At 63.5% G+C, this 20,647-nt stretch carries 17 protein-coding genes and 1 riboswitch; of the genes, 8 read left to right on the plus strand and 9 right to left on the minus strand.

Annotated features, from left to right (window positions below; genetic code table 11):
• The first annotated feature begins 22 nt into the window (after positions 1–22).
• Together arfB and AC0L58_RS15080 are read left to right on the plus strand one after the other, a co-directional pair.
• Complete coding sequence (gene arfB / locus AC0L58_RS15075) at positions 23–445, plus strand: alternative ribosome rescue aminoacyl-tRNA hydrolase ArfB (protein ID WP_473684810.1); 423 nt, start codon at positions 23–25, stop codon at positions 443–445.
• Entirely contained in the window at positions 442–1,038 is a 597-nt protein-coding gene (locus tag AC0L58_RS15080; protein ID WP_473684812.1) for a lysophospholipid acyltransferase family protein, read from the plus strand. Before arfB ends, AC0L58_RS15080 begins: the two co-directional genes overlap by 4 nt.
• 714 nt (positions 1,039–1,752) lie before the next feature.
• Here the strand turns inward: AC0L58_RS15080 and AC0L58_RS15085 are convergent.
• Together AC0L58_RS15085 and AC0L58_RS15090 are read right to left on the minus strand one after the other, a co-directional pair.
• Positions 1,753–2,931 (minus strand): hypothetical protein, encoded by a 1,179-nt coding sequence (locus tag AC0L58_RS15085; protein ID WP_473684814.1) that lies wholly within the window; start codon positions 2,929–2,931, stop codon positions 1,753–1,755.
• Positions 2,932–3,556: 625 nt separating this feature from the next.
• Positions 3,557–4,597 (minus strand): LysR family transcriptional regulator, encoded by a 1,041-nt coding sequence (locus tag AC0L58_RS15090; RefSeq protein ID WP_473684816.1) that lies wholly within the window; start codon positions 4,595–4,597, stop codon positions 3,557–3,559.
• Positions 4,598–4,720: 123 nt separating this feature from the next.
• On the opposite strand from AC0L58_RS15090, the gene aceB reads away from it, so the two are divergent.
• Both aceB and aceA read left to right on the plus strand, forming a co-directional pair.
• Positions 4,721–6,316 (plus strand): malate synthase A, encoded by a 1,596-nt coding sequence (gene aceB, locus AC0L58_RS15095; protein ID WP_473684818.1) that lies wholly within the window; start codon positions 4,721–4,723, stop codon positions 6,314–6,316.
• Positions 6,317–6,432: 116 nt separating this feature from the next.
• Positions 6,433–7,728, plus strand: coding sequence for an isocitrate lyase (gene aceA, locus AC0L58_RS15100; protein WP_473684820.1), 1,296 nt, complete (start codon positions 6,433–6,435; stop codon positions 7,726–7,728).
• A gap of 253 nt (positions 7,729–7,981) precedes the next feature.
• Here the strand turns inward: aceA and AC0L58_RS15105 are convergent, their stop codons facing one another.
• The 6 genes from AC0L58_RS15105 to AC0L58_RS15130 all read right to left on the minus strand — a co-directional run bounded on the left by AC0L58_RS15105 (position 7,982) and on the right by AC0L58_RS15130 (position 15,265).
• Positions 7,982–9,505: a sensor domain-containing diguanylate cyclase gene (locus AC0L58_RS15105; RefSeq protein ID WP_473684822.1), complete on the minus strand. Its 1,524-nt coding sequence runs from the start codon at positions 9,503–9,505 to the stop codon at positions 7,982–7,984.
• A gap of 335 nt (positions 9,506–9,840) precedes the next feature.
• Complete coding sequence (locus AC0L58_RS15110; RefSeq protein ID WP_473684824.1) at positions 9,841–10,146, minus strand: hypothetical protein; 306 nt, start codon at positions 10,144–10,146, stop codon at positions 9,841–9,843.
• Between the two features lie 229 nt (positions 10,147–10,375).
• On the minus strand, positions 10,376–11,227 hold the full coding sequence (locus AC0L58_RS15115) for an SAM-dependent methyltransferase (RefSeq protein WP_473684826.1): 852 nt from the start codon (positions 11,225–11,227) through the stop codon (positions 10,376–10,378).
• A 271-nt stretch (positions 11,228–11,498) separates the two neighbouring features.
• On the minus strand, positions 11,499–13,286 hold the full coding sequence (locus AC0L58_RS15120; RefSeq protein ID WP_473684828.1) for a cation:proton antiporter: 1,788 nt from the start codon (positions 13,284–13,286) through the stop codon (positions 11,499–11,501).
• A gap of 78 nt (positions 13,287–13,364) precedes the next feature.
• A complete protein-coding gene (locus AC0L58_RS15125; protein WP_473684830.1) occupies positions 13,365–14,858 on the minus strand; it encodes a YifB family Mg chelatase-like AAA ATPase in 1,494 nt (497 codons plus the stop codon).
• A 143-nt stretch (positions 14,859–15,001) separates the two neighbouring features.
• Positions 15,002–15,265: an accessory factor UbiK family protein gene (locus AC0L58_RS15130; protein WP_473684832.1), complete on the minus strand. Its 264-nt coding sequence runs from the start codon at positions 15,263–15,265 to the stop codon at positions 15,002–15,004.
• A gap of 189 nt (positions 15,266–15,454) precedes the next feature.
• On the opposite strand from AC0L58_RS15130, the gene glnK reads away from it, so the two are divergent.
• Both glnK and AC0L58_RS15140 read left to right on the plus strand, forming a co-directional pair.
• Positions 15,455–15,793 (plus strand): P-II family nitrogen regulator, encoded by a 339-nt coding sequence (gene glnK / locus AC0L58_RS15135; RefSeq protein WP_473684834.1) that lies wholly within the window; start codon positions 15,455–15,457, stop codon positions 15,791–15,793.
• Between the two features lie 88 nt (positions 15,794–15,881).
• A riboswitch (cobalamin riboswitch) is annotated at positions 15,882–16,096 on the plus strand.
• 157 nt (positions 16,097–16,253) lie between these two features.
• Positions 16,254–18,695 carry a ribonucleoside-diphosphate reductase subunit alpha gene (locus AC0L58_RS15140; RefSeq protein ID WP_473684836.1) on the plus strand — a complete coding sequence of 814 codons (2,442 nt, stop codon included), beginning with the start codon at positions 16,254–16,256 and terminating at the stop codon, positions 18,693–18,695.
• A 66-nt stretch (positions 18,696–18,761) separates the two neighbouring features.
• Here AC0L58_RS15140 and AC0L58_RS15145 read toward each other — a convergent pair whose 3' ends face one another.
• Positions 18,762–19,121 carry a four helix bundle protein gene (locus AC0L58_RS15145; protein ID WP_473684838.1) on the minus strand — a complete coding sequence of 120 codons (360 nt, stop codon included), beginning with the start codon at positions 19,119–19,121 and terminating at the stop codon, positions 18,762–18,764.
• A 12-nt stretch (positions 19,122–19,133) separates the two neighbouring features.
• Here AC0L58_RS15145 and AC0L58_RS15150 point away from each other — a divergent pair, with 12 nt between their 5' ends.
• Complete coding sequence (locus tag AC0L58_RS15150; protein WP_473684840.1) at positions 19,134–20,180, plus strand: ribonucleotide-diphosphate reductase subunit beta; 1,047 nt, start codon at positions 19,134–19,136, stop codon at positions 20,178–20,180.
• A gap of 80 nt (positions 20,181–20,260) precedes the next feature.
• The gene (locus AC0L58_RS15155) at positions 20,261–20,647 is read left to right on the plus strand and encodes a BlaI/MecI/CopY family transcriptional regulator (protein WP_473684842.1); all 387 of its coding nucleotides are present in this window, start codon (positions 20,261–20,263) and stop codon (positions 20,645–20,647) included.

The raw sequence follows: 20,647 nt of genomic DNA on the forward strand, positions 1-20,647 counted from the left end.
TCCCGCCCTCTACACTCGCGTCATGTTGATCGTCAGCCGCACCATCCACCTGCCCGAGTCCGAACTCATCGAGCGATTCCTGCGCGCGGATGGGCCTGGCGGTCAGCACGTCAACCGCACCGAGAGCGCGGTGGAGTTGCGCTTCGACGTCGCCAATTCGCCATCGCTGCCGGATGACGTGCGCTCGCGACTGCTGCAGCGACGCGATCGCCGACTGACCGCCGACGGCGTGCTGGTCATCCAGGGGCGACGCTTTCGTGACCAGGCGCGCAATCGCGAGGATGTGCGCGAACGGCTGGTCGAGCTGATCCACTCGGTGCTGGCGCCGCCAAAGAAGCGTGTCGCGACCCGGCCGACCCGCGCCTCGAAGGAGCGTCGCCTGGCCGGCAAGCAGCAACGCGGGCGGATCAAGCAGAGCCGCTCGCGCAAACCGGAGCTTGAATGAGCGGCCACCTGCCGACCCCGTCGCAACTGCCTCCGCACCTGCCGAAGCTGCGCGACGGCTGGCAGCGGCGTAGTTGCCGCGCCGTGTTGCGCCTGGCCGGCTGGACCGTGACCGGCGAATTCCCCGACGCCGCGAAGCTGGTGATGATCGCGGCGCCCCACTCGTCGTGGTGGGACGGCGTCTGGGGTCTCTTGATCAAGGTGGCGATCGGCGCCGACGTGAATTTCATGGCCAAGCAGGAACTGTTTCGCGGGCCGCTGGGCGGAGTGCTGCGCCGACTCGGCGGGGTAGCGATTGATCGTGGTGCCGCCAGGGGCGTGGTCGAGCAGATGATCGACCAGTTCCGGCAACGTGACCAGCTCTGGCTGGGGATCGCCCCCGAAGGCACGCGCAAACCGGTGAAGCGGTGGAAGAGCGGCTTCTGGCACATCGCCCACGACGCCGGCGTGCCGATCTTCCCGGTTGCCTTCCATTACCCCGACAAAACCATCCACCTCGGCCCGCTGTTCCACACCACGCGCGATTTGGATGCCGACGTCGCGCGCCTGCGCGCGTGGTACGCGCCGTTCAAGGGCAAGTACCGCGATGTGTGACGCGAGGAAATCGCTCCGCGCCACTCAATATGGTCCTGGCGTGCTCGACGATGCACAGGCGCTTGCGCGTCCCGGGGGGCTTCTCAATCTCTCGTACAACTGCTGCCGGTGGCTACAGTGTGTCCAACACCAGAAGATATTGAAGCCGAGTTGAATTCGTAGCTACAAGATCAAATGACAGCCCTGGCTGCATCCACGATAGGACTCAACTTTCGTGGACGAAGCGAAGCTTTTAGCAAGAATGCGCCCTTAATATTTGTCAAACCACGATCGGCTGTTGGCTACACCAGCGAGAATCATCCAAAAGCGCCACCTAACTCATATACCCGAGCGCCTGGTGCGGACGAACGCTACTGCCTTCAACTCGATATACAAGCTTACGGCCAGTACCGGCCACCGGATCCAGTCAGGAACACCCGAGTACAAAACGCCTAGTTGACAGACGAATATGAACAATATTCCCAACACATGCATAAGCCACAATGGAACCATCTTTCTCGGGTTCGACATCTCAATTACTCTCACTCATTCCGACTACATCCGAGGCCAAGGCAACGGCAACTCAGAATGCTCGCGCGCATCGTACAGGTCGATCGCCGATGCTCAAGCAACCGAAATTCCGCTGAACTCCGTATTCTGAAAGTGAGTGTGGGCCGGTCATCTTTCCCGCGCCCAGCCCTCTGCGGCATGCTCGCCATATGCAATCACTTCGCACTAGTGAATGACCACAAATCGCCCCGCAGTCATGTCCAATGCAACGGCTCCACGATAGGCAGCTGCAGAGGTTTTCCAGTGGGCGGAGTGCGCAGCAATCATCGTGGGATCAATATACAAATCGAGACTGGGGATATACAAGATAACGTGCAGAGGTGTCCAGAACGGGTCCGGCACGTTGAAGCTCGCGGGAGGATTTCCGAGCACACTCAGCATTACTACATGCGCCGCGAGACCACTGCGCTGCAGCAACGCATCAGCCAATGTTGCCAGCGCCTTGCACTCGCCACGCTTGGCAGCGATTACGCGGGCCGGAGTGATTGATGGGTAGCCTCCTCCCATCGAGCCATCGTAGTCTATACCGTACGCTTGGAGCTGACGCATCACGCGATCCAGGCGCTGTTGAGGCGTACCATCAGTAAAGCTCGGAAGATAATTCGTATTCTTTAGCAACTCAAATTCACGCTCCCGGTACGTTGTACCAAGCGCAATCCAGGATTTCACCGGGGAAATAGCCACATAGTCAGGGAGGCTCCCGGGGACATCGTTGCCATCAAAATCCAACCAGATACCACCCTTTGTGAGCGACGTTGTCGCGTGCCGCCCCTTGATACGGGAGTCGACATAGATAGGCGACCGGTCATTGGGGTGGAAAAGACTGGGCGCGGAAATATAGATACGAGCCTTAATCGGCTCGCCCTTGTACACCTCCAGTCCGAAGGTTATGTACTCATCCTGTCGGGCAGTGAATTTTTGTACTAAGTCAATCCGAATCAATTTCGGCAGGCTTGGCGCCAGAGAGTCGGGATCCGCACAATGCTTACACGCGTTCGTACCGGTGACCGCTAGCCACGTATTGGTATCATAGTTGTAGAGCTGCACCACGGATGATTTCATCCCCCGCACAAGACCTGGCGTTAGATAGGCCTTGATAAGTTTGTTGTAAGTATCAATGTCCCGTCTGTTTCTCAGCATCATGTACGAATGAACTTCCATGAATACTTTGCTGGTTGATTCGAAGCGGACATTCTTATAAGTGCAGCTTTCACGAGCACTGAGACATGTTTTTTCAAAGTCCTTCGCAGCCAGCGAGAGTGTCGCGGTCGCCGCGGCATCGCGAATGTGCATCGCCAGCGACAGGATGCTGATGCCAACCAAAACCCAATTTTTCCTCGACATGTGTTAGCTCCATGGGAATTCTCGTGCAAAGATACGCACGAGAATTCGGCTATATCATTTATGCAAGATGCGGAGGACCGCGATCTACTTCAACACACAGCCTCCACCCCCATTGTTAGCATTCGGATCCCACGTACCTGAATCGCCGCGTGTTTCGTAGACACCTTGCAGCCATAATCCACGGCAGCGTGGGTGTCACCCATCCGCACGCTGACCGAATGGCCGGAAAGTTCAGCCAATGGTTGCCCCGCGACCACGGGCGCGCCTTCGCGCACCAACACGCGGGTAACGGTGCCGCCGCCAGAAGATGAGACTGTCAGCATCCCCGAGACCGGCGATAGTTGCCCCGCAACATGTTCGCGTCGCGTGTACTGACCAAGGCAGAGGCCAAAGCAGGATGGCGGCAGTGGTGAAAGCGGCAACCAAGCCCCAAAGCTGGTGAGAGATTGGCGTCGACAGACGGACGGTCCCCAGCCATTGAGGGCGACGCGCCCGCAATACCTCTTCGCGAAACAATCCTTCCATGGATTCCCCTGACCACACGGCGGTGTCCCCTTCCTTGAATACAGGAATACATTTCAGGGGGGGGGGGAGCGTCAACCCGGAATTTTTCTTATACCCCTCGTCAGCGCTGTGAATGCCCCGAATCATCGTGCTCGCGATGCGTCAACAACCCCGGCCTGATCAGATCGATGAACGCGCGCGCCTCGGCGCTGAGGAACTTGCCCTTGCGCATCACCACGCCGTAGCTGCGCTGAGGGAAGAACTGCTTCATGTTGCGCACGGCCAGGCGGGCGCTGTCGGCTTCGGTGATGCAGATGCCGGTGACGATGGAAATGCCCATGCCCATCGCCACGTATTCCTTGATCACGTCCCAGCCGCCCACTTCGATGGCCACGTGATACGGCACCTGGCGTTGCTGGAACACCAGGTCCACCAGGCGGTAGGTGGAAAGGCGCTGCGGCGGCAGGATCAGGCCATAGGGTGAAAGATCTTCCAGGGTGATTGTCTGGTTGGTCGCGAGCGGATGGTCCAGCGGCATGATCAGCATCGGATCGTAGTGGTGCACCGGCGCCCACGCGATATCGTTGGGTACGTCCAACATGGAACCGACTGCAAAGTCGGCGTCGTCGGCGCGCAGCAGGGCCAGACCATCCTTGCCGGTGACGTTCGCCAACTGCAGTTGCACGGCGGGAAAGCGCTCACGGTAGCGACGCACCAGCTCCGGCAGCAGGTACTGGATGGTCGAGGTACCGGCAGCGATCACCAGTCGACCGGCCTGCAGGCCTTTCACCCTGGCCTGGAAGTCCCGGTCCAGCGTTTCCCAGCCTTCGACCAGCGGGCGCGCCAGCTCGTACAAGGCCTCGCCCGCGTCGGTGAGGTTGATGCGGCGGCGGCGCCGGTCCATCAGGATCACGCCCAGTTCCCGCTCCAGCGCCTGCAACTGCAGGCTGATGGTGGGCTGCGACAGGTACAGCGCCTCGGCCGCCCGCGTCAGCGTACCCAGCTTCACCACGCTGACAAACGCCCGCAACTGCTTGTGACGATTGCCCTTGTAGTAGAAACGGCCGCCACTTTCCGCGGAGGGGTCGAGGCCGGCACGCTTTTTTGTTGCGCTGCGGCGCGCTTTTTTCGGGGAATTCGATGTTTCACCGGAACGTTTCATGCTGGCAATTCAGTTATTTGCATCATTCATTGAATATGCTCATATTACTGATTGAAACATTCACTTTGTCAAATAGCCTGCTTCTGCCCTAGCTTCGAGTCATCCACGACACGGAGCGAAACGATGGCAGTCCCCCAGGAACAACTCGATATCGGCACGGCCGAGGTGCTTGCGGACGACGCCGGTTACGAAGGCATCCTGACGCCGGGCGCGCTGGACTTCCTGGCCCAGTTGCATCGCCGCTTCGAGGCCTCGCGCCAGCGCCTGCTGCAGGCCCGGCGCGAGCGCCAGGCGCGCTACGATGCCGGCGACCTGCCGGACTTTCGCGTCGACACCGCCGCGATCCGCGCTTCGGCCTGGACGGTGGCACCGATTCCCGCCGCGCTGCGTGATCGCCGCGTGGAGATCACCGGCCCGGTCGAACGCAAGATGATCATCAACGCGCTCAATTCGGGCGCCAAGGTGTTCATGGCCGACTTCGAGGACTCCTCCTCGCCCACCTTCGCCAACCAGCTCGACGGCCAGGTCAACCTGCGCGACGCCGTCGACGGCACGATCGAATTCCGCTCGCCCGAAGGCAAGAGCTATCGCGTCGGCGACGACCCCGCCGTGCTGGTGGTGCGTCCGCGGGGCTGGCATCTGCACGACCGCTTCTTCAGCGTGGACAGCACCGCGATCGCCGGCGCGCTGGTCGACTTCGGTCTGTTCGCGTATCACAACGCCGCGGCGCTGCAGCAGCGTGATCGCGGCCCGTATTTCTACCTGCCCAAACTGGAGGCGATGGAAGAAGCTGCGTTGTGGGACGACGTGATGAGCGCCGCCGAGGACGAGCTGGGGCTGCCGCTCGGCACGATGAAGGCCACCGTGCTGATCGAGACACTGCCGGCGGCGTTCCAGATGGACGAGATCCTGCACGCACTGCGCCGGCGCATCGTCGGCCTCAACTGCGGTCGTTGGGACTACATCTTTTCGTACCTGAAAACCCTGCGAGGCCACCGCGACCGGCTGCTGCCGGAGCGTGGCCAGGTCGGCATGACCGTGCCTTTCCTGAAGGGCTATTCGGAGCTGCTGATCAAGACCTGTCATCGCCGCGGGGCGTTCGCCATGGGCGGCATGGCCGCGCAGATCCCGATCAAGGGCGACGTGGCCGCGAACGAAGCCGCGCTGGACAAGGTGCGTGCCGACAAGCTGCGCGAAGTGCAGGCCGGCCACGACGGCACCTGGGTCGCGCACCCGGCGCTGGTGGCGGTGGCCCAGCAGATCTTCGACGCGTACATGCCCGCACCGAACCAGCTCGACAAGCTGCGCGAGGACGTGGAGGTAACCCGCGAGCAACTGCTTGCCGCGCCCGATGGCACCATCAGCCGCGCCGGTTTCGACAACAACGTCGAAGTCTGCCTGCGCTACACCGCCGCGTGGCTGGACGGTCTGGGTTGCGTTCCCATCCACCACCTGATGGAAGACGCCGCCACCGCCGAGATCGCGCGTGCCCAGCTGTGGCAGTGGCTGCACCACGGCGGCGTGGAGTTCCCCGACGAGGCGCCGATCGACTTTGCGCTGTTCGACCAGGCACTGGCCGCCCACACCCATCGCCTGCGCGACAGCCAGCACCCCGGCGCCAGCCGTGCCGATGCTGCTGCCGCATTGATTTCCAGCATGACCCATGCGGACGAATTGGGCGATTTCCTCACCCTGCCCGCTTACGAACAGCTGTCCTGAACCGTTTGATACAGCGCGAACGGCGGGCGCAGCCCGCCCTGCCGCAAGACAGAAGCATTCACGTCCACGCCGCGTTCCAACACGACAACGCAACAGTCCCACCACGGAGCCATGCCATGAAGAGCCACCTGCCCACCGCCGAACAGATCACCCTGGACTGGAAGAACAACGCACGCTGGACCGGCGTGCAGCGCAACTATTCCGCCGATGACGTGGTGCGCTTGCGCGGCACGGTGCAGATCGAGCACTCGCTGGCCCGCCGCGGCGCCGAACGGCTGTGGAAATCGCTGCATCAGGAGGATTTCGTCAACGCGCTCGGCGCGCTTACCGGCAACCAGGCCATGCAGCAGGTCAAGGCCGGACTGCAGGCGGTGTACCTGTCCGGCTGGCAGGTCGCGGCCGACGCCAATGTGGCCGGTGAAATGTATCCGGACCAGTCACTGTACCCGGCCAACTCGGTGCCGCTGGTGGTCAAGCGCATCAACAACACCTTGCTGCGCGCCGATCAGCTCCATCACGCCGAAGGCAACAACGAGATCGACTGGCTGGTGCCGATCGTGGCCGATGCCGAGGCGGGCTTCGGCGGCGTGCTGAATGCGTTCGAGCTGATGAAGGCGATGATCGAGGCCGGTGCTGCCGGCGTGCATTTCGAGGATCAGCTGGCCTCGGTGAAAAAGTGCGGCCACATGGGCGGCAAGGTGCTGGTGCCCACCCGCGAAGCCGTCGACAAGTTGAACGCCGCGCGCCTGGCCGCCGACGTCGCCGGCGTGCCGACCCTGATCGTGGCGCGCACCGACGCCGATGCCGCCGACCTGCTGACCTCGGACATCGACGACAACGACAAGCCCTTCATCACCGGCGAGCGCACTGTCGAGGGCTTCTTCCGGGTCAAGCCCGGCCTGGACCAGGCGATCAGCCGCGGCCTCGCCTACGCACCCTACGCCGACCTGATCTGGTGCGAGACCAGCAAGCCGAACCTGGAGGATGCGCGTCGCTTCGCCGAGGCGATCCACGCCAAGTTCCCGTGCAAGATGCTGGCCTACAACTGCTCACCCAGTTTCAACTGGAAGAAGAACCTCGACGACGCCACCATCGCCCGCTTCCAGAAGGAACTCGGCGCGATGGGCTACAAGTTCCAGTTCATCACCCTGGCCGGCTTCCACAGCCTCAACTACGGCATGTTCGACCTGGCCCACGGCTACGCCCGCCGCCAGATGAGCGCCTTCGTCGAGCTGCAGGAAAAGGAGTTCGCCTCGGCCGACCGCGGCTTCACCGCCGTGAAGCATCAGCGCGAGGTCGGCACCGGCTACTTCGACGCGGTGACCCAGGCGATCCAGCAGGGACAGTCGTCGACCACGGCACTGACCGGCTCGACCGAGGAGGCGCAGTTCAAGCAGGCTGCCGTGGCATAGGAACGCGAGGCGTGTAGGAGCGCACCCTGTGCGCGATGCTCTTGTTGTTGAGGCGAGGCGAGCTACGCCCGCCATTCGCGCACAGGGTGCGCTCCTACACCTCGGTTGGCGGGGCCAGCATGATCACCGCCCAGCTCAATTTGGATTCGAAATCACGCTTGGTCGAGGCTGCCCGAAGCAAGCTTTTCCTCCACGCCGAACATCACCACGCCGTTCGAACGGATCTGCACGACAAACTGCGGCCAGCGCAGCGTCAGGCATTGGCGATGTCCACCATGTCGGCATCGTCCACGACCTTCGCATCTCCGCCGGTGTCGACCACCAGTCGGTTGCGACCGTCATGCTTGGCGCGGTAGAGCGCGGCATCGGCGTCGGTGAAGAGTTGATGGAACGCGTAGCCGGAGAGGGCGCTGTGCGCCAGGCCCAGGCTGGCTGAAACCACCACCGTGGTCTCCGGATCGAGCTCCAGCAAAGTGGCGGCGAGACTGCGGCGGATACGGCTGGCAATCTCGATGCCCTGCTCGCGTGTACATGTCTGCAACAGGATGCCGAACTCCTCGCCACCCAGACGGCCAAACAGGTCGGAGTCACGCAGCTCCCGGATGCACACTGCCACGACGCGCCGCAGGACTTTGTCGCCGGCGACATGGCCGTAGGTGTCGTTGACCCGCTTGAAGTGATCCAGATCCAGCACCACCAGGCAGGCGCCCGCGTCGGTCTGGTGCAGCCGCTGCAGGATTCGCTCCGCTTCATGCAGGAAATGCTGCCGATTGAATACTCCGGTCAGGCCATCATGACGAGCCATGCGCCGGAAGCGCACTTGCGATCGCTTGAGGCGGTACGCCCACAGGCCGATGAAAGCGATCACCAGCAGCAACAGCACGATGTACAGCCGACTTGTCTCCTGCGCCTTGCTTGCCAGCGCCTGACGCAGTTTGAGAATGCCGTTCTGCTTGTCCGCGGCCTCCAGTTTCAGCTTCTTGTCCAGCACTTGTTGCCTGACCATCTGGTAGGCCAACGCGCGCGTCTTGGTGTCGTCCATGGCGGCTTTGTCCTGGGCCACGTACTTCTGGTAGTACGCCAGTGCTGCCCCGTCATCACCGGCCCGCTTCGCGATTTGGTAAAGCAGTTTGTAGGCGGCTTGCTGCGGCCAGGTGAAACTCTTCGGGTCACTCGCTGCCAAGGCGGCCAGCGCCGACTGCCTCGCAGCGACATCATTGCCCTGGCTTGCGTAGGCTTGCGCAAGGCTGACGTCCAGGCCAGAAATGTGCGGCTGGAACCCCGATCGCAGCACGCTCGGCCGGATGCGTTTCAGCAACGCAATGGCCTGATCCGGGTGCCCCTCTTCAGTCAGCAAATCCGCGCGGGAAAGGCGCTGCGTGTTGGCGTACACGTCCTGTTTGTCGGCAAGACACACGGCGATCGCGCGCCGGAGAGCGGGATCATTCGAGCCAAGCGTGACGGAGTAACTTATCGCATTGACTTGGTATGAATAATTGGCACATCGATTCTTGGGTGATGCCTTTTCCGGGTCCAGCTGCCGGGCGTATATCAAGGCTTGATCAGTCTCTCCTGCGAGATCAAGCATCTGGACGATCGCGCGCAGCGCCTGTGCACGGGCGTTGTCGTCTGTTACCTGCGGCAGATCGACCATCAAAGAATTGGCCACCCTGAAGGCCTCTTCGTATTGACGGTTGATCGCCAGGCCTGTCATCAGGTTCGCTTTGGCGCGCGTCGCCAGTGCCGCGTCACCCGAGTGGGCGATGATGTCCCGCATGATGGGAGCCTCTTTGGCGAGGTTCCCTGCGAGACTTGCCTGATAGGCATCCAGGTAGCGCAGATGCCACCGTTGTGCCGGGGAAAGCCGGTTCTCCTGCTGATGGAGCTGCTTGAGAATGTCGGCAAAGCGTGTGTGATCCCTCAGCTGGAGTTCTTCAGCCTGGGCAAGCAAGACGGCAGGCGCGCTCGGCTCGGAGATGGTCCCCGCGGCGCTGCCCATGAGCACGCCGAAAAGCGCCCCTGCGAGAAGGACGCGTCTCGCGAAACATCCTGACGCGGAATGTTGCATGTATTTGCCGAAAGACCGGGGTTTGCCGCGGGCGTAAATACCGTTTATCCGGACTGGCCCACACCTTCGGTGTCGCCGTCGTCAGTATCGCCGCCGGATGGATGACTACCGTCCTGATCGTCGTCGCCGTCGTGCCCAGCGCCGACATTATTGTTCGGATGATTTGGCGACCTAATGTCCCGGTGGCCAAGCTCCCTTGCCAGGTGGCTGTCGTCGCCGGAGATTGCCGCCTGCCTGAGCGCCTCGCTGGCGTGCAGTCCGGTCAAGACCTGCGCCAGATCCTCCGCCGAAGCGTGGCGCAGCGACGCATCCCGGCCGATGGCTTCCAGCAGCTCGATCGTATGGCTCATGTGCCCCCCTGTTTCGTTGTATATGACTCATCCCTCCGTCGGCGGGCGAAGCTCCAGTGCCCGTTAACGTCGCGCGCCTCGGGCGCCACTCTTGAGCCTATCACGGCTCCGGATTGCCAGTGGCGCCGAAAGTGGCCGGGGCGCGACACGCGAAGATGCGTGGGCTGCAGATAATGCTCTCTGGCAGGCGCTCCCCATCTCGAACGCCGGCATCTCGCTCGCCGAAGCTTTACGTTTCGCGCTGCTGGTCCTCCGCCAGCTGAGCGCGATCCAGCGCGGCCAATCGCTCCCGCACCCTCTGGTTGGGGCGCAGCGCCGAAGCGGGCGGCAGTATCACGGTTTCCTCCGCGGTCACGTCTATCGCCGGCAGATCCCGCAGTTTCACGCGGCGGATGCGCGGCTGCTGAATCGGCAGGGTCGCGCAGCGATAGATGATCACCTCGTGATCCAGCGGGTAATCCTCATTCAGCACATCGACCAAGACCTGTCGATACTCGGGACCGGTGGAAAATCGCTTCAGGGAGCGGTCACCGACCAGACCCACCTGCCACAACACCAGGTAGGCACAGGGATTGATGGCGGTTTCGCAGAACAGCAGCTGGCTCGCTTCGTAATGCTGACAACCGAGGCGCCCCGGATCGATGCCGAGGTCGGCGTACAGACAATCCTCGGCGGAGATGCCCGGCTCCATGTGGGCGTGGAAGCCCTCCGCGCGCGCCAGCTTGATGACCTCGTGCGGGGACCACGCAAATATTCCGGGGTGGCCGTAGAACACGGCACAGACTTTCCTGCCCGCGCGTACCTCGACCATCATCACCTCGACCCACTCGTGGTAGGTGCGCAGGCGCGACTTGTCGCCCTTGCCATAATACGGCTGCAGGCTGCGTACATCCGGGTGCATGCTTTCCAGCCACATTTCCACGATCCCGTCCGACACCGCGGCGAACACCACATCGGCCTGCTCGATATGGCTGCGCGCAAGCGGGCCGAGATGTGAGCCCAGCGTCATGCCCAGGCCGACGCAGGCGATGCTGCCGCGGGCTTGGGCATTGGCCGGGGCGGGCGCACTGATCTGGTTCATGCGGGAAGCCTGTTGACGTTGGTGCCGATGGTAAATGCAGCGATGACGTCACGCTCCCGGACGGTCAGCCCCAAGGAACCTGTCGGGTTTGGGCGATGGCGTTCGGATCGACCAGGAATCGACGGGGATACGTTCCGCACAGATGGGTCCGCAAACGGGCCCGGCCAGGTTCGACGAACTCCCGAGAGCATGGGTCGCAGAAATTTGGGCTGCCGTACGACTCTCATCCATCGGGTGCGCCAAATGCGCGATGCCTATCCGGGTCGCGCAGCTACGCACTGCTCGGCGGCACCAGCACGATCACGGTCCAGCCCGACTTGGGTTCGAGCTCGCGTTTGGTCGAAGCCACGCGCAGCAGACCCTTCTCCTCCACGCCGAACATCAACACGCTGTTGGAACCGTACTGCTCGACAAACTGCGGCCAGTCGAAGGTGTCGGTGAGCTTGGTCAGCTTGATCCGCCAGCCCTGCTCCAGCATCTCGGCGAAGCGGCCGTGGGTCATGGTCTCGTCGAACAGGGGTGGCGCCAGCAGGCTTCCGGCCAGCGCGGCGCGATCGGTATTCTCCTGCGGCGTCAGGTTGCGCAACCGGTAGACCTTTTCGCGGCCAAACTCCTGCCGGTAGTGCACGCACGCCAGCGAGTTGCGCTCGCGGTGGGTGGACATGGCCAGCAAGCGGCCGATGCCGGTGAGATCCAGGTGGCGCTCCGCGTGCGGCGAGGCGGGGTTGCCGAAGAACGTGGTCAGGCCATCCATGCGTGCCTGCCGGATGCCGTCCCAGTCGTCGTCGGCCAGCACTACGCGAAAGCCGGCCTCGCCCAGCACCTTGCCGACGGCCCGCGCCACCGCGTCGGAACCGAAAATCAACACGCCGCGCGGTTCCGGCTCGGCCACTTTCAGCCAGATCGCCAGCGGTCGCGCGGTGGCGCTCTGCAGCACCACCGTGCCGATGATCAGGGTGAAGATCAGCGGCAGCAGCGCATCGGCGCCCGGCACCCCCAACTCCTCCAGACGCAGGGCGAACAGGGCCGACACCGACGCAGCCACGATGCCGCGTGGCGCGACCCAGCCGATCAGTGCGCGCTCGCGCCAGCTGAGCCTGCTGCCCACGCTGGCCAGGGCCACGGTGAACGGACGCACCAGAAATTGCGCCACCGCGAACAGCGCGATGCCGGCCAGCAGCATGCCGGGCGGCAGCGGCCAGGCCAGCCGTGCCGCCAGCACGATGAACAGCACCGACACCAGCACCGTGGTCAGGCTTTCCTTGAAATCCAGGATGTCGTCCATGTGCACACCGCGCATGTTGCCCAGCGCGATGCCCATGATCGTCACCACCAGCAGACCCGATTCATGGGTCAGCACATTGGACAGGCTGAAGGCCAGCAGCACGGCGGCCAGCACGGCATAGTTCTGCAGGTACTCGGGAATCATCTGCCGACGCAGGAAGAACGCGATCAGCCATGCCGCCACGGCACCGATCACCACGCCGCTGCCGATCGTGGCGAGGAACACACCGATGGTGTGGCCTTCCTCGCGCGACACGATCGCCTCGAAGATCAGCACCGCGAACAAGGCGCCCAGCGGATCGATCACGATGCCTTCCCAACGCAGCGTGTTGGCAATGCGGGCATTCGGTCGCAGCGTGCGCAACATCGGCGCGATCACCGTCGGTCCGGTGACACAACCCAGCGCGCCATACAGCAAGGCAATCGGCCAGCTCACGTCGGCAATCGCGTGCGCGGCCCAAGCCAGCAGCAACAGGGTGACAACGGCGCCGTAGCTGACCAACCCGCGCACCGCGCGACCGATGCCCGGCAATTCGTGGAAGCGCAGGGTCAGGCTGCCTTCGAACAGGATCAGCGCAACCGCCAGCGACACCATCGGGAACAGCAAGTCGCCCAACAACAGGTCGGGATCCAGCACGCCGGTGGCCGGCCCAAGCACGATGCCGGCGAGCAGCAGGAACAGAATGGCCGGCAACCTCACCCGCCACGCCAGCCATTGCGACAGGAAACCGATCATCAGCATCCCGGCGAGCATCAGGCCGAGCTCGATACTCATGATGTGCCCTTCAACCTGTCCGGCCGCTATCGAAACATGCCCGGGTGCGAGCGTCCAGCCTCGACTTGCGGCAGGATCTCAGAAACGCCGGTACTGCAGCGCTTCGGCCAGATGCTCGCGCTCAAGCAGCGCGGCGCCTCCATCCAGATCGGCGATCGTGCGGGCCACCCGCAACACCCGGTGGTAGGCCCGCGCGGACAGGCCCAGACGCTCCAGCGCAGCCTCGAACCAGCGTCGTTCCGCGGCGCCCAGGGCGCAGTCGCGCTCCAGTTCGCGCGTGCTGATCTCGGCGTTGGGTCGGCCAGCGCGCATCAGGGATTGGCGACGCGCGGCGAGCACCCGCGTGCGCACCGTGGCGGAGTCCTCATCGCGCTCGTTGCTTGGCGTGCTGAGGTCCGCCAGCGGCACCGGCGGCACCTGCACGCAGATGTCGATGCGATCCAGCAGCGGACCGGAGATGCGTGAGCGGTAGCGCTGCACCTGATCGGGCGTGCACTGGCAGCGCGGCTCGCCGGCATAGCCGCACGGACAGGGATTCATCGCCGCCACCAGCTGGAACTGGGCGGGAAAGGTCGACTGCCGGGCCGCCCGCGAGATCATGATGTGACCCGATTCCATCGGCTCGCGCAGCACTTCGAGCACATGCCGACTGAACTCGGGCAGCTCATCCAGGAACAGCACGCCATTGTGCGCCAGCGAAATCTCGCCCGGGCGCGGATACGAGCCGCCGCCCACCAGCGCCACCGCCGACGCGGTGTGGTGCGGCGCCCGGAACGGCCGGCGTCGCCAGTGCGCGAGGTCGGTGGCCTGGCCGGAGACCGACAACACCGCGCAGGTCTCCAGCGCTTCGGATTCGGTCAGCGGCGGAAGAATGCCCGACAGGCGCTCGGCCAGCATGGTCTTGCCGGTGCCCGGTGGCCCGATCAGCAACAAATGGTGGCCGCCGACCGCGGCAATCTCCAGCGCGCGCCGTGCCTGCGTCTGTCCGCGCACGTCGGCCAGGTCGGGCCCGTCATGCGCGCCGCCATTGCTGGGAATGCCCACCGGCATCGACAACTCGTGCGCGCCGCGCAACCACCCGCAGACCTCGGCCAGGGTATCGGCCACCCGCACATCCACATCCGGCACCAGGGCCGCTTCGGCGGCGTTCTCGCGCGGCACGACCACGCGGCGATCGCGTGCCCGCGCACGCAGCAGGGCCGGCAGCACGCCGGAAACGCTGCGCAGCGATCCGGTCAGCGCCAGTTCGCCGAGAAATTCGCAATCATCCAGCTTTTCGCGCGGCACCTGGCCGCTGGCGGCGAGAATGCCCAGCGCGATCGACAGATCGAAGCGCCCACCATCCTTGGGCAACTCGGCTGGCGCCAGGTTCACCGTGACCCGGCGATTGGGGTATTCGAACGCGGTGTTCTGGATCGCCACGCGCACGCGATCGCGCGCCTCGCGCACCGCCGCCTCGGGCAGGCCGACGATATTGGTGCAGGGCAAGCCACCGGAAAGATGCACCTCGACCATGACCTGCGGCGCGGCGATGCCTTCCTGGGCGCGGCTGAGCGTGACCGCAAGACTCATCGGACGGACGGTCGCCGAGGCGGACAGGGGGCGCTGATTCCAGACAACATCAAGCGACTCCGCCTGTCAGTGCTCAATAAATAACCGCCTCCGATCGTTCTCGGGGTGAGGGTGACGGATCGGAGGCGGCTCCCGGGAGGTGGTTACGGCTGGCCCCCGCGGGCAGCGACGATGGCCTCGAGTTCGGCCACACGTTGCTCCAGTTCATCGACCTTGGTGCGGGTGCGGGACAGCACACCGGCCTGGACATCGAACTCCTCGCGGGTGACCAGGTCGAGGCGGCGCAATCCCTGCGCCAGAACATCCTGGAAGTTGGCGCGCAAATCCTGCTGCACCTGTGCCAGTCCTGGCGGTACCAACGACACAAGCCGCAGGGCAATCTGGTCGATATCCTGCTTGTCCATCATGGACAGCGCCTCAAACTCGTCGAGGTAAAGAGTAGGTGAATGGAATTTGTCGCCACCATCGGTGCGCTCCGTCAAAGTGTGTAGGGATTGTCCTACACCAACGTCAATCCGGCGAGAACGTCGTGCCGGAAGGGGCAGTACACTGGCGCAGCCGTCGCGCCGTCGCGCGCAGAATCGAGGGAATGCTTCATGAAACTGGTCGTGGCGATCATCAAGCCGTTCAAGCTGGACGATGTGCGCGAGTCGCTCGCTGAGGTCGGCGTGCAGGGCGTTACGGTCACCGAGGTCAAGGGGTTCGGTCGCCAGAAGGGCCATACCGAGCTGTATCGCGGTGCCGAGTACGTGGTCGACTTCCTGCCCAAGATCAAGCTGGAGGTGGCGGTGGCCGATGATCAGCTCGACCGCGTGATCGAGGCGATCCAGGCCTCCGCGCGTACCGGCAAGATCGGCGACGGCAAGATCTTCGTCAGTACGCTGGAGCAGGTGATCCGGATCCGTACCGGCGAGCTGGACAACGACGCGCTGTAACGCCGTCGCCGGCCCTGACCGGATCAGCGCCGACTCAAGGCCGACGGGATTGTTCACAACCTGTTGGGTTGACGCTGCCATCGGCACCCGATATGTTGTGGCCGTCGGTGCCCGACCAGACGCGACGTCGATCGGGCTCAAAAGGGAATCCGGTGTAACTCCGGAACTGCCCCGCAGCGGTAAAGCGGAAACGAACATGCCCACATGCACTGGCCTTCCATGGCTGGGAAGCGGGCACAAGTAGGCGGATCGCCTTGATCCACGTCCGCAAGTCCGAAGACCTGCCGACACACCGGGACGAACGTGTCCCGGTGCGTAGTGACGGCTTCCGCGGGGAAGTGCGTCGTGAAGGCGGGCGTCGTTGCGGCGCGCGCCTTGCGCGTTCGCCCCCGGATCCGTCGCTATCAGGCCCTGCTCGCGGGAAGCAGGCGTTTGATGTCCATGCCGGGAGCCACCAGCCATGCAATCCCTCGATACCGCAGAACGCGAGCGCACCGTCGCGCGCGTCGAATCATCCACCCTCAACGAAACACTCCACGCATCCGACCCTGCGTTCACGCTGACGTCGCCGCACACGCCCGCCCAGATGCACGTGACCAAACGCAACGGGATCCGGGAAACCGTCGACGTCAACAAGATCGTGCGTGCAGTGACCCGCAGCGCCGACGGCCTGCACGGGGTCGATCCGCTGCGCGTGGCGCTGAAGACCATCGGCGGCCTGTACGACGGCGCCACCACCCAGGAACTGGACCAACTGTCGATCCGCACCGCCGCCGGGCTGACCGCCGAGGAACCGGAATACGGCCAGCTCGCCGCGCGCCTGCTCGGTGCCTTCATCGACAAGGAGGTCAGCGGCCAGGAGATCCAGAGCTTTTCGCAATCGATCGCCCGTGGCGCCGAGCTGGGCATCCTCAACGATCGACTGCGTGACTTCGTGGCCGCCAACGCGCGCAAGTTCAACGACGCGATCGACCCGCTGGCCACCCATCGCTTCGAATACTTCGGCCTGCGCACGGTATACGACCGCTACCTGCTGCGTCACCCGCAGCGCCGGCTGGTGCTGGAAACGCCGCAATACTTCTTCATGCGTATCGCCTGCGCGCTGGGCGGCAACGACATCGGCGAAACGCTGGAACTCTATCGGCTGCTGTCCTCGCTGGAATACATCGCCAGCTCGCCTACCCTGTTCAATGCGGGCACCGCGCACGAGCAATTGAGTTCGTGCTATCTGCTGGACTCGCCGGTCGATTCGCTGGAGGCGATCTATGACAAATACGCCGATGTCGCCAAGCTGTCCAAGTTTGCCGGCGGCATCGGCCTGGCCTACTCGCGCGTGCGTTCGCGCGGCTCGCTGATCAAGGGCACCAACGGCCACTCCAACGGCCTGCTGCCGTGGCTGAAGACACTGGACGCGTCGGTCGCGGCAGTGAACCAGGGCGGCAAGCGCAAGGGCGCGGCCTGCGTGTATCTGGAAACCTGGCACGCCGACATCGAGGACTTCCTCGAACTGCGCGACAACACCGGCGACGATGCACGCCGCGCGCACAACCTCAACATCGCCAACTGGATTCCGGACGAGTTCATGCGCCGGGTCGAAAGCGATGGCGACTGGTCTTTGTTCGATCCGAAGCTCGTGCCGCACTTCGTCGACAGCTGGGGCGAGACGTTCGATGTGGCGTATCGCAAGGCCGAGAGTGACGGGCTTGCCGTGAAAACGGTGAAGGCGCGCGAACTCTACGCCCGCATGATGCGCACGCTGGCGCAGACCGGCAACGGCTGGATGACGTTCAAGGATCGCTGCAACGCGACCAGCAACCAGACGGCCAGACCCGAGAACGTGATCCACCTGTCCAACCTGTGCACCGAGATCCTCGAAGTCAGCTCGATCGACGAAACGGCCGTGTGCAATCTCGGCTCGGTCAACCTGGCGCGGCATGTAGTCGACGGGGCGTTCGATTTCGAGCAGCTTGCCTCCACCGTGCGCACCGCCGTGCGCCAGCTCAACCGCGTGATCGACCTGAACTTCTACCCCATCCACACCGCACGCACCGCCAACATGAAGTGGCGCCCGGTGGGCCTGGGCGTGATGGGCCTGCAGGACGTGTTCTTCAAGCTGCGCCTGCCGTTCGACTCCGCCGAGGCGCTGGCGCTGTCCACCCGCATCGCCGAGGAAATCTATTTCCACGCGCTGTCGCAGTCGTGCGAGCTGGCCGCGTCCGAAGGTGCGCACCCCGGCTTCGCCGACAGCCGCGCGGCAAACGGCGAACTGCAATTCGACCACTGGCCCGATGCCGCACCGCACGACGCCGCCCGCTGGGATGACCTGCGCGGCCAGATCAAGCAGCACGGCCTGCGCAATTCGCTGCTGATCGCAATAGCACCGACCGCCACGATCGCCTCCATCGCCGGCTGCTACGAATGCATCGAGCCGCAGGTCAGCAACCTGTTCAAGCGTGAAACCTTGTCCGGCGACTTCCTGCAGGTAAACCGGCACCTCGCCGACGAACTGAAATCGCTCGGCCTGTGGACCTCCGAAATCCGCGATGCGATCAAGCTCGCCGAGGGGTCGATCCAGAACATCGCCGCCATTCCCGAACGCCTGCGCCGGATCTACCGCACCGTGTGGGAATTGCCGCAGAAGGCGTTGATCGAGCTGGCCGCCGCGCGTGGCGCGTACATCGACCAGAGCCAATCACTGAACCTGTTCATGGAGAACCCGAACATCGGTCAGCTCAGCTCCATGTACATGCACGCGTGGAAGACCGGCATCAAGACCACCTATTACCTGCGCTCGCGACCGGCGACGAAGATTGCCAAGACCACGGTGTCGGATCAGAGGCAGGCGAATGCGGCTGTTGTCTGCTCTCTGGAAAACCCCGAGTACTGCGAAGCCTGCCAGTAGGACCAGGAGTGAGGGAAGAGAAGTGAGGAGTGAGAGAGAGCGGTGAAGCTCCGTCGCATGCTCCGCCTACGGGGCATGTGCGCGGAGGCGCTGGCGAAACGCCGTGAGCATGCGGCTGGTTTCATCGATGCATTGCCGAAGGACATGTGTTTGCCCGGCAGATAGCCAACCAATCTCCTCACACAACGTCAGCTGGGTTTCCAGTTCCGCGAGCGAGCCTTGCGCTATGGCGAGAAACTGACGCTTCTCCGCTTTCGATTCCCTAGTCCAGCCTTCCGCAATGTTGCTCGGCACCGATACCGCCGCGCGCGTCATTTGCGCCCGCATGCCATACGTCTCTTCACGCGGCAGAAACCGCACAAGCCCGTAAACCTCCCGGGCTGCTTGCATCGCTCGTTTCCAGACCACTGTCTCTCGATAATGCATAGGAGCACCTCCATGTTCGAAACATCATCTCTCACTTCTCACTCCTCTTCACTCACTCCATCGCTCCTCGATCCTGGCTTCGAACTCACCCTGCGCCCCATGCGCTACCCCGCCTTCTACGAGATGTATCGCAACGCAATCCGGAACACCTGGACTGTCGAGGAGGTGGACTTCTCGATGGATACGCACGACCTCGACACGAAAATGTCCGCCGCCGACCGCCATCTGATCCGGCGGCTGGTCGCGTTCTTCGCCACCGGCGACACGATCGTGTCGAACAACCTGGTGCTGAACCTGTACCAGCACATCAATGCGCCGGAAGCGCGCATGTATCTGTCGCGCCAACTGTACGAGGAAGCGCTGCACGTGCAGTTCTATCTCACCTTGCTGGATACCTATATCCCCGACTCGGCCGAGCGCAACGCCGCGTTCGCGGCGATCGAGACGATTCCCTCGATCCAGCAGAAGGCTGCGTTCTGCTTCAAGTGGATCGACTCGATCCAGGATCTGTCGCGGCTGGAAACGCGGGCGCACCGCCGCCAGTTCCTGCTCAACCTGATCTGCTTCGCCGCCTGTATCGAAGGACTGTTCTTCTACGCCGCGTTCGCCTATGTCTACTACCTGCGCTCGCGCGGCCTGCTGCACGGGCTGGCGGCGGGGACCAACTGGGTGTTTCGCGACGAAAGCTGCCACATGGCGTTCGCGTTCGAGGTGGTACGTACGGTGCGCGAGCAGGAGCCGGATCTGTTCGACGACGACATGCGCGCCCAGGTGGAGCAGATGATGGAAGAGGCCATCGCCTGTGAAACCCGGTTCGCCGAGGATGTGTTGTCCGGCGGCGTGGCCGGCATGTCGGTGAAGGACATGCGGCAATACCTCGAATACTGCGCCGACCAGCGCTTTGCCCAGCTCGACATGCCGGCAAAGTACGGTGCAAGGAATCCGTTCGACTTCATGGATCTGCAGGACGTGCAGGAACTGGCCAACTTCTTCGAGCGGCGCGTCTCTGCCTACCAGGTTGGCGTGGAGGGCGAAGTGGCGTTCGACATGGCGTTCTGACCGGCAGGAAAAAAATCGCTTGACTACAGTTGTAGTCATGGCGTAGCTTACCTACATCTGTAGTCAAGCGGACCCACGTCATGCGCAAGCGTTCCATCGGCGACCAGGAACTGGCACTGCTTCAGCACATCGACGGGCGGGCCACGACATCGGTCGGCGAAGTGGCCACCGATTTCGGCGAACCGCGCGGGCTGGCGCGCTCCACCGTGCTGACGATGATGGAGCGGCTGCGCGCCAAGGGTTACCTCAAGCGCCGCCAGCTGAAAGGCATGTACCGCTACAGCACCGCGACCGGCGCGGCCGAAGCGGTACACAGTGCGGTGGGCAGCTTCGTCGAGAAGACGCTGAGCGGCTCGGTGTCGCCATTCGTGGCGTGGATGTCCGAGCAGGCGGAAGTGTCGGACGACGAACTGGCCGAGCTCGAGGCCCTGGTGGCGCAGTTGCAGTCCCGACGCAAGGATCCGTGA

Source organism: Rhodanobacter sp. G2-10 (genome assembly GCF_055809185.1).

Bases quoted from the DNA above. Each gene is read 5' to 3' on its own strand.
- arfB (WP_473684810.1), top strand. From the start codon at position 23: ATGTTGATCGTCAGCCGCACCATCCACCTGCCCGAGTCCGAACTCATC.
- AC0L58_RS15080 (WP_473684812.1), top strand. From the start codon at position 442: ATGAGCGGCCACCTGCCGACCCCGTCGCAACTGCCTCCGCACCTGCCG.
- AC0L58_RS15085 (WP_473684814.1), bottom strand. From the start codon at position 2,931: ATGTCGAGGAAAAATTGGGTTTTGGTTGGCATCAGCATCCTGTCGCTG.
- AC0L58_RS15090 (WP_473684816.1), bottom strand. From the start codon at position 4,597: ATGAAACGTTCCGGTGAAACATCGAATTCCCCGAAAAAAGCGCGCCGC.
- aceB (WP_473684818.1), top strand. From the start codon at position 4,721: ATGGCAGTCCCCCAGGAACAACTCGATATCGGCACGGCCGAGGTGCTT.
- aceA (WP_473684820.1), top strand. From the start codon at position 6,433: ATGAAGAGCCACCTGCCCACCGCCGAACAGATCACCCTGGACTGGAAG.
- AC0L58_RS15105 (WP_473684822.1), bottom strand. From the start codon at position 9,505: ATGCGGGACATCATCGCCCACTCGGGTGACGCGGCACTGGCGACGCGC.
- AC0L58_RS15110 (WP_473684824.1), bottom strand. From the start codon at position 10,146: ATGAGCCATACGATCGAGCTGCTGGAAGCCATCGGCCGGGATGCGTCG.
- AC0L58_RS15115 (WP_473684826.1), bottom strand. From the start codon at position 11,227: ATGAACCAGATCAGTGCGCCCGCCCCGGCCAATGCCCAAGCCCGCGGC.
- AC0L58_RS15120 (WP_473684828.1), bottom strand. From the start codon at position 13,286: ATGAGTATCGAGCTCGGCCTGATGCTCGCCGGGATGCTGATGATCGGT.
- AC0L58_RS15125 (WP_473684830.1), bottom strand. From the start codon at position 14,858: ATGAGTCTTGCGGTCACGCTCAGCCGCGCCCAGGAAGGCATCGCCGCG.
- AC0L58_RS15130 (WP_473684832.1), bottom strand. From the start codon at position 15,265: ATGATGGACAAGCAGGATATCGACCAGATTGCCCTGCGGCTTGTGTCG.
- glnK (WP_473684834.1), top strand. From the start codon at position 15,455: ATGAAACTGGTCGTGGCGATCATCAAGCCGTTCAAGCTGGACGATGTG.
- AC0L58_RS15140 (WP_473684836.1), top strand. From the start codon at position 16,254: ATGCAATCCCTCGATACCGCAGAACGCGAGCGCACCGTCGCGCGCGTC.
- AC0L58_RS15145 (WP_473684838.1), bottom strand. From the start codon at position 19,121: ATGCATTATCGAGAGACAGTGGTCTGGAAACGAGCGATGCAAGCAGCC.
- AC0L58_RS15150 (WP_473684840.1), top strand. From the start codon at position 19,134: ATGTTCGAAACATCATCTCTCACTTCTCACTCCTCTTCACTCACTCCA.
- AC0L58_RS15155 (WP_473684842.1), top strand. From the start codon at position 20,261: ATGCGCAAGCGTTCCATCGGCGACCAGGAACTGGCACTGCTTCAGCAC.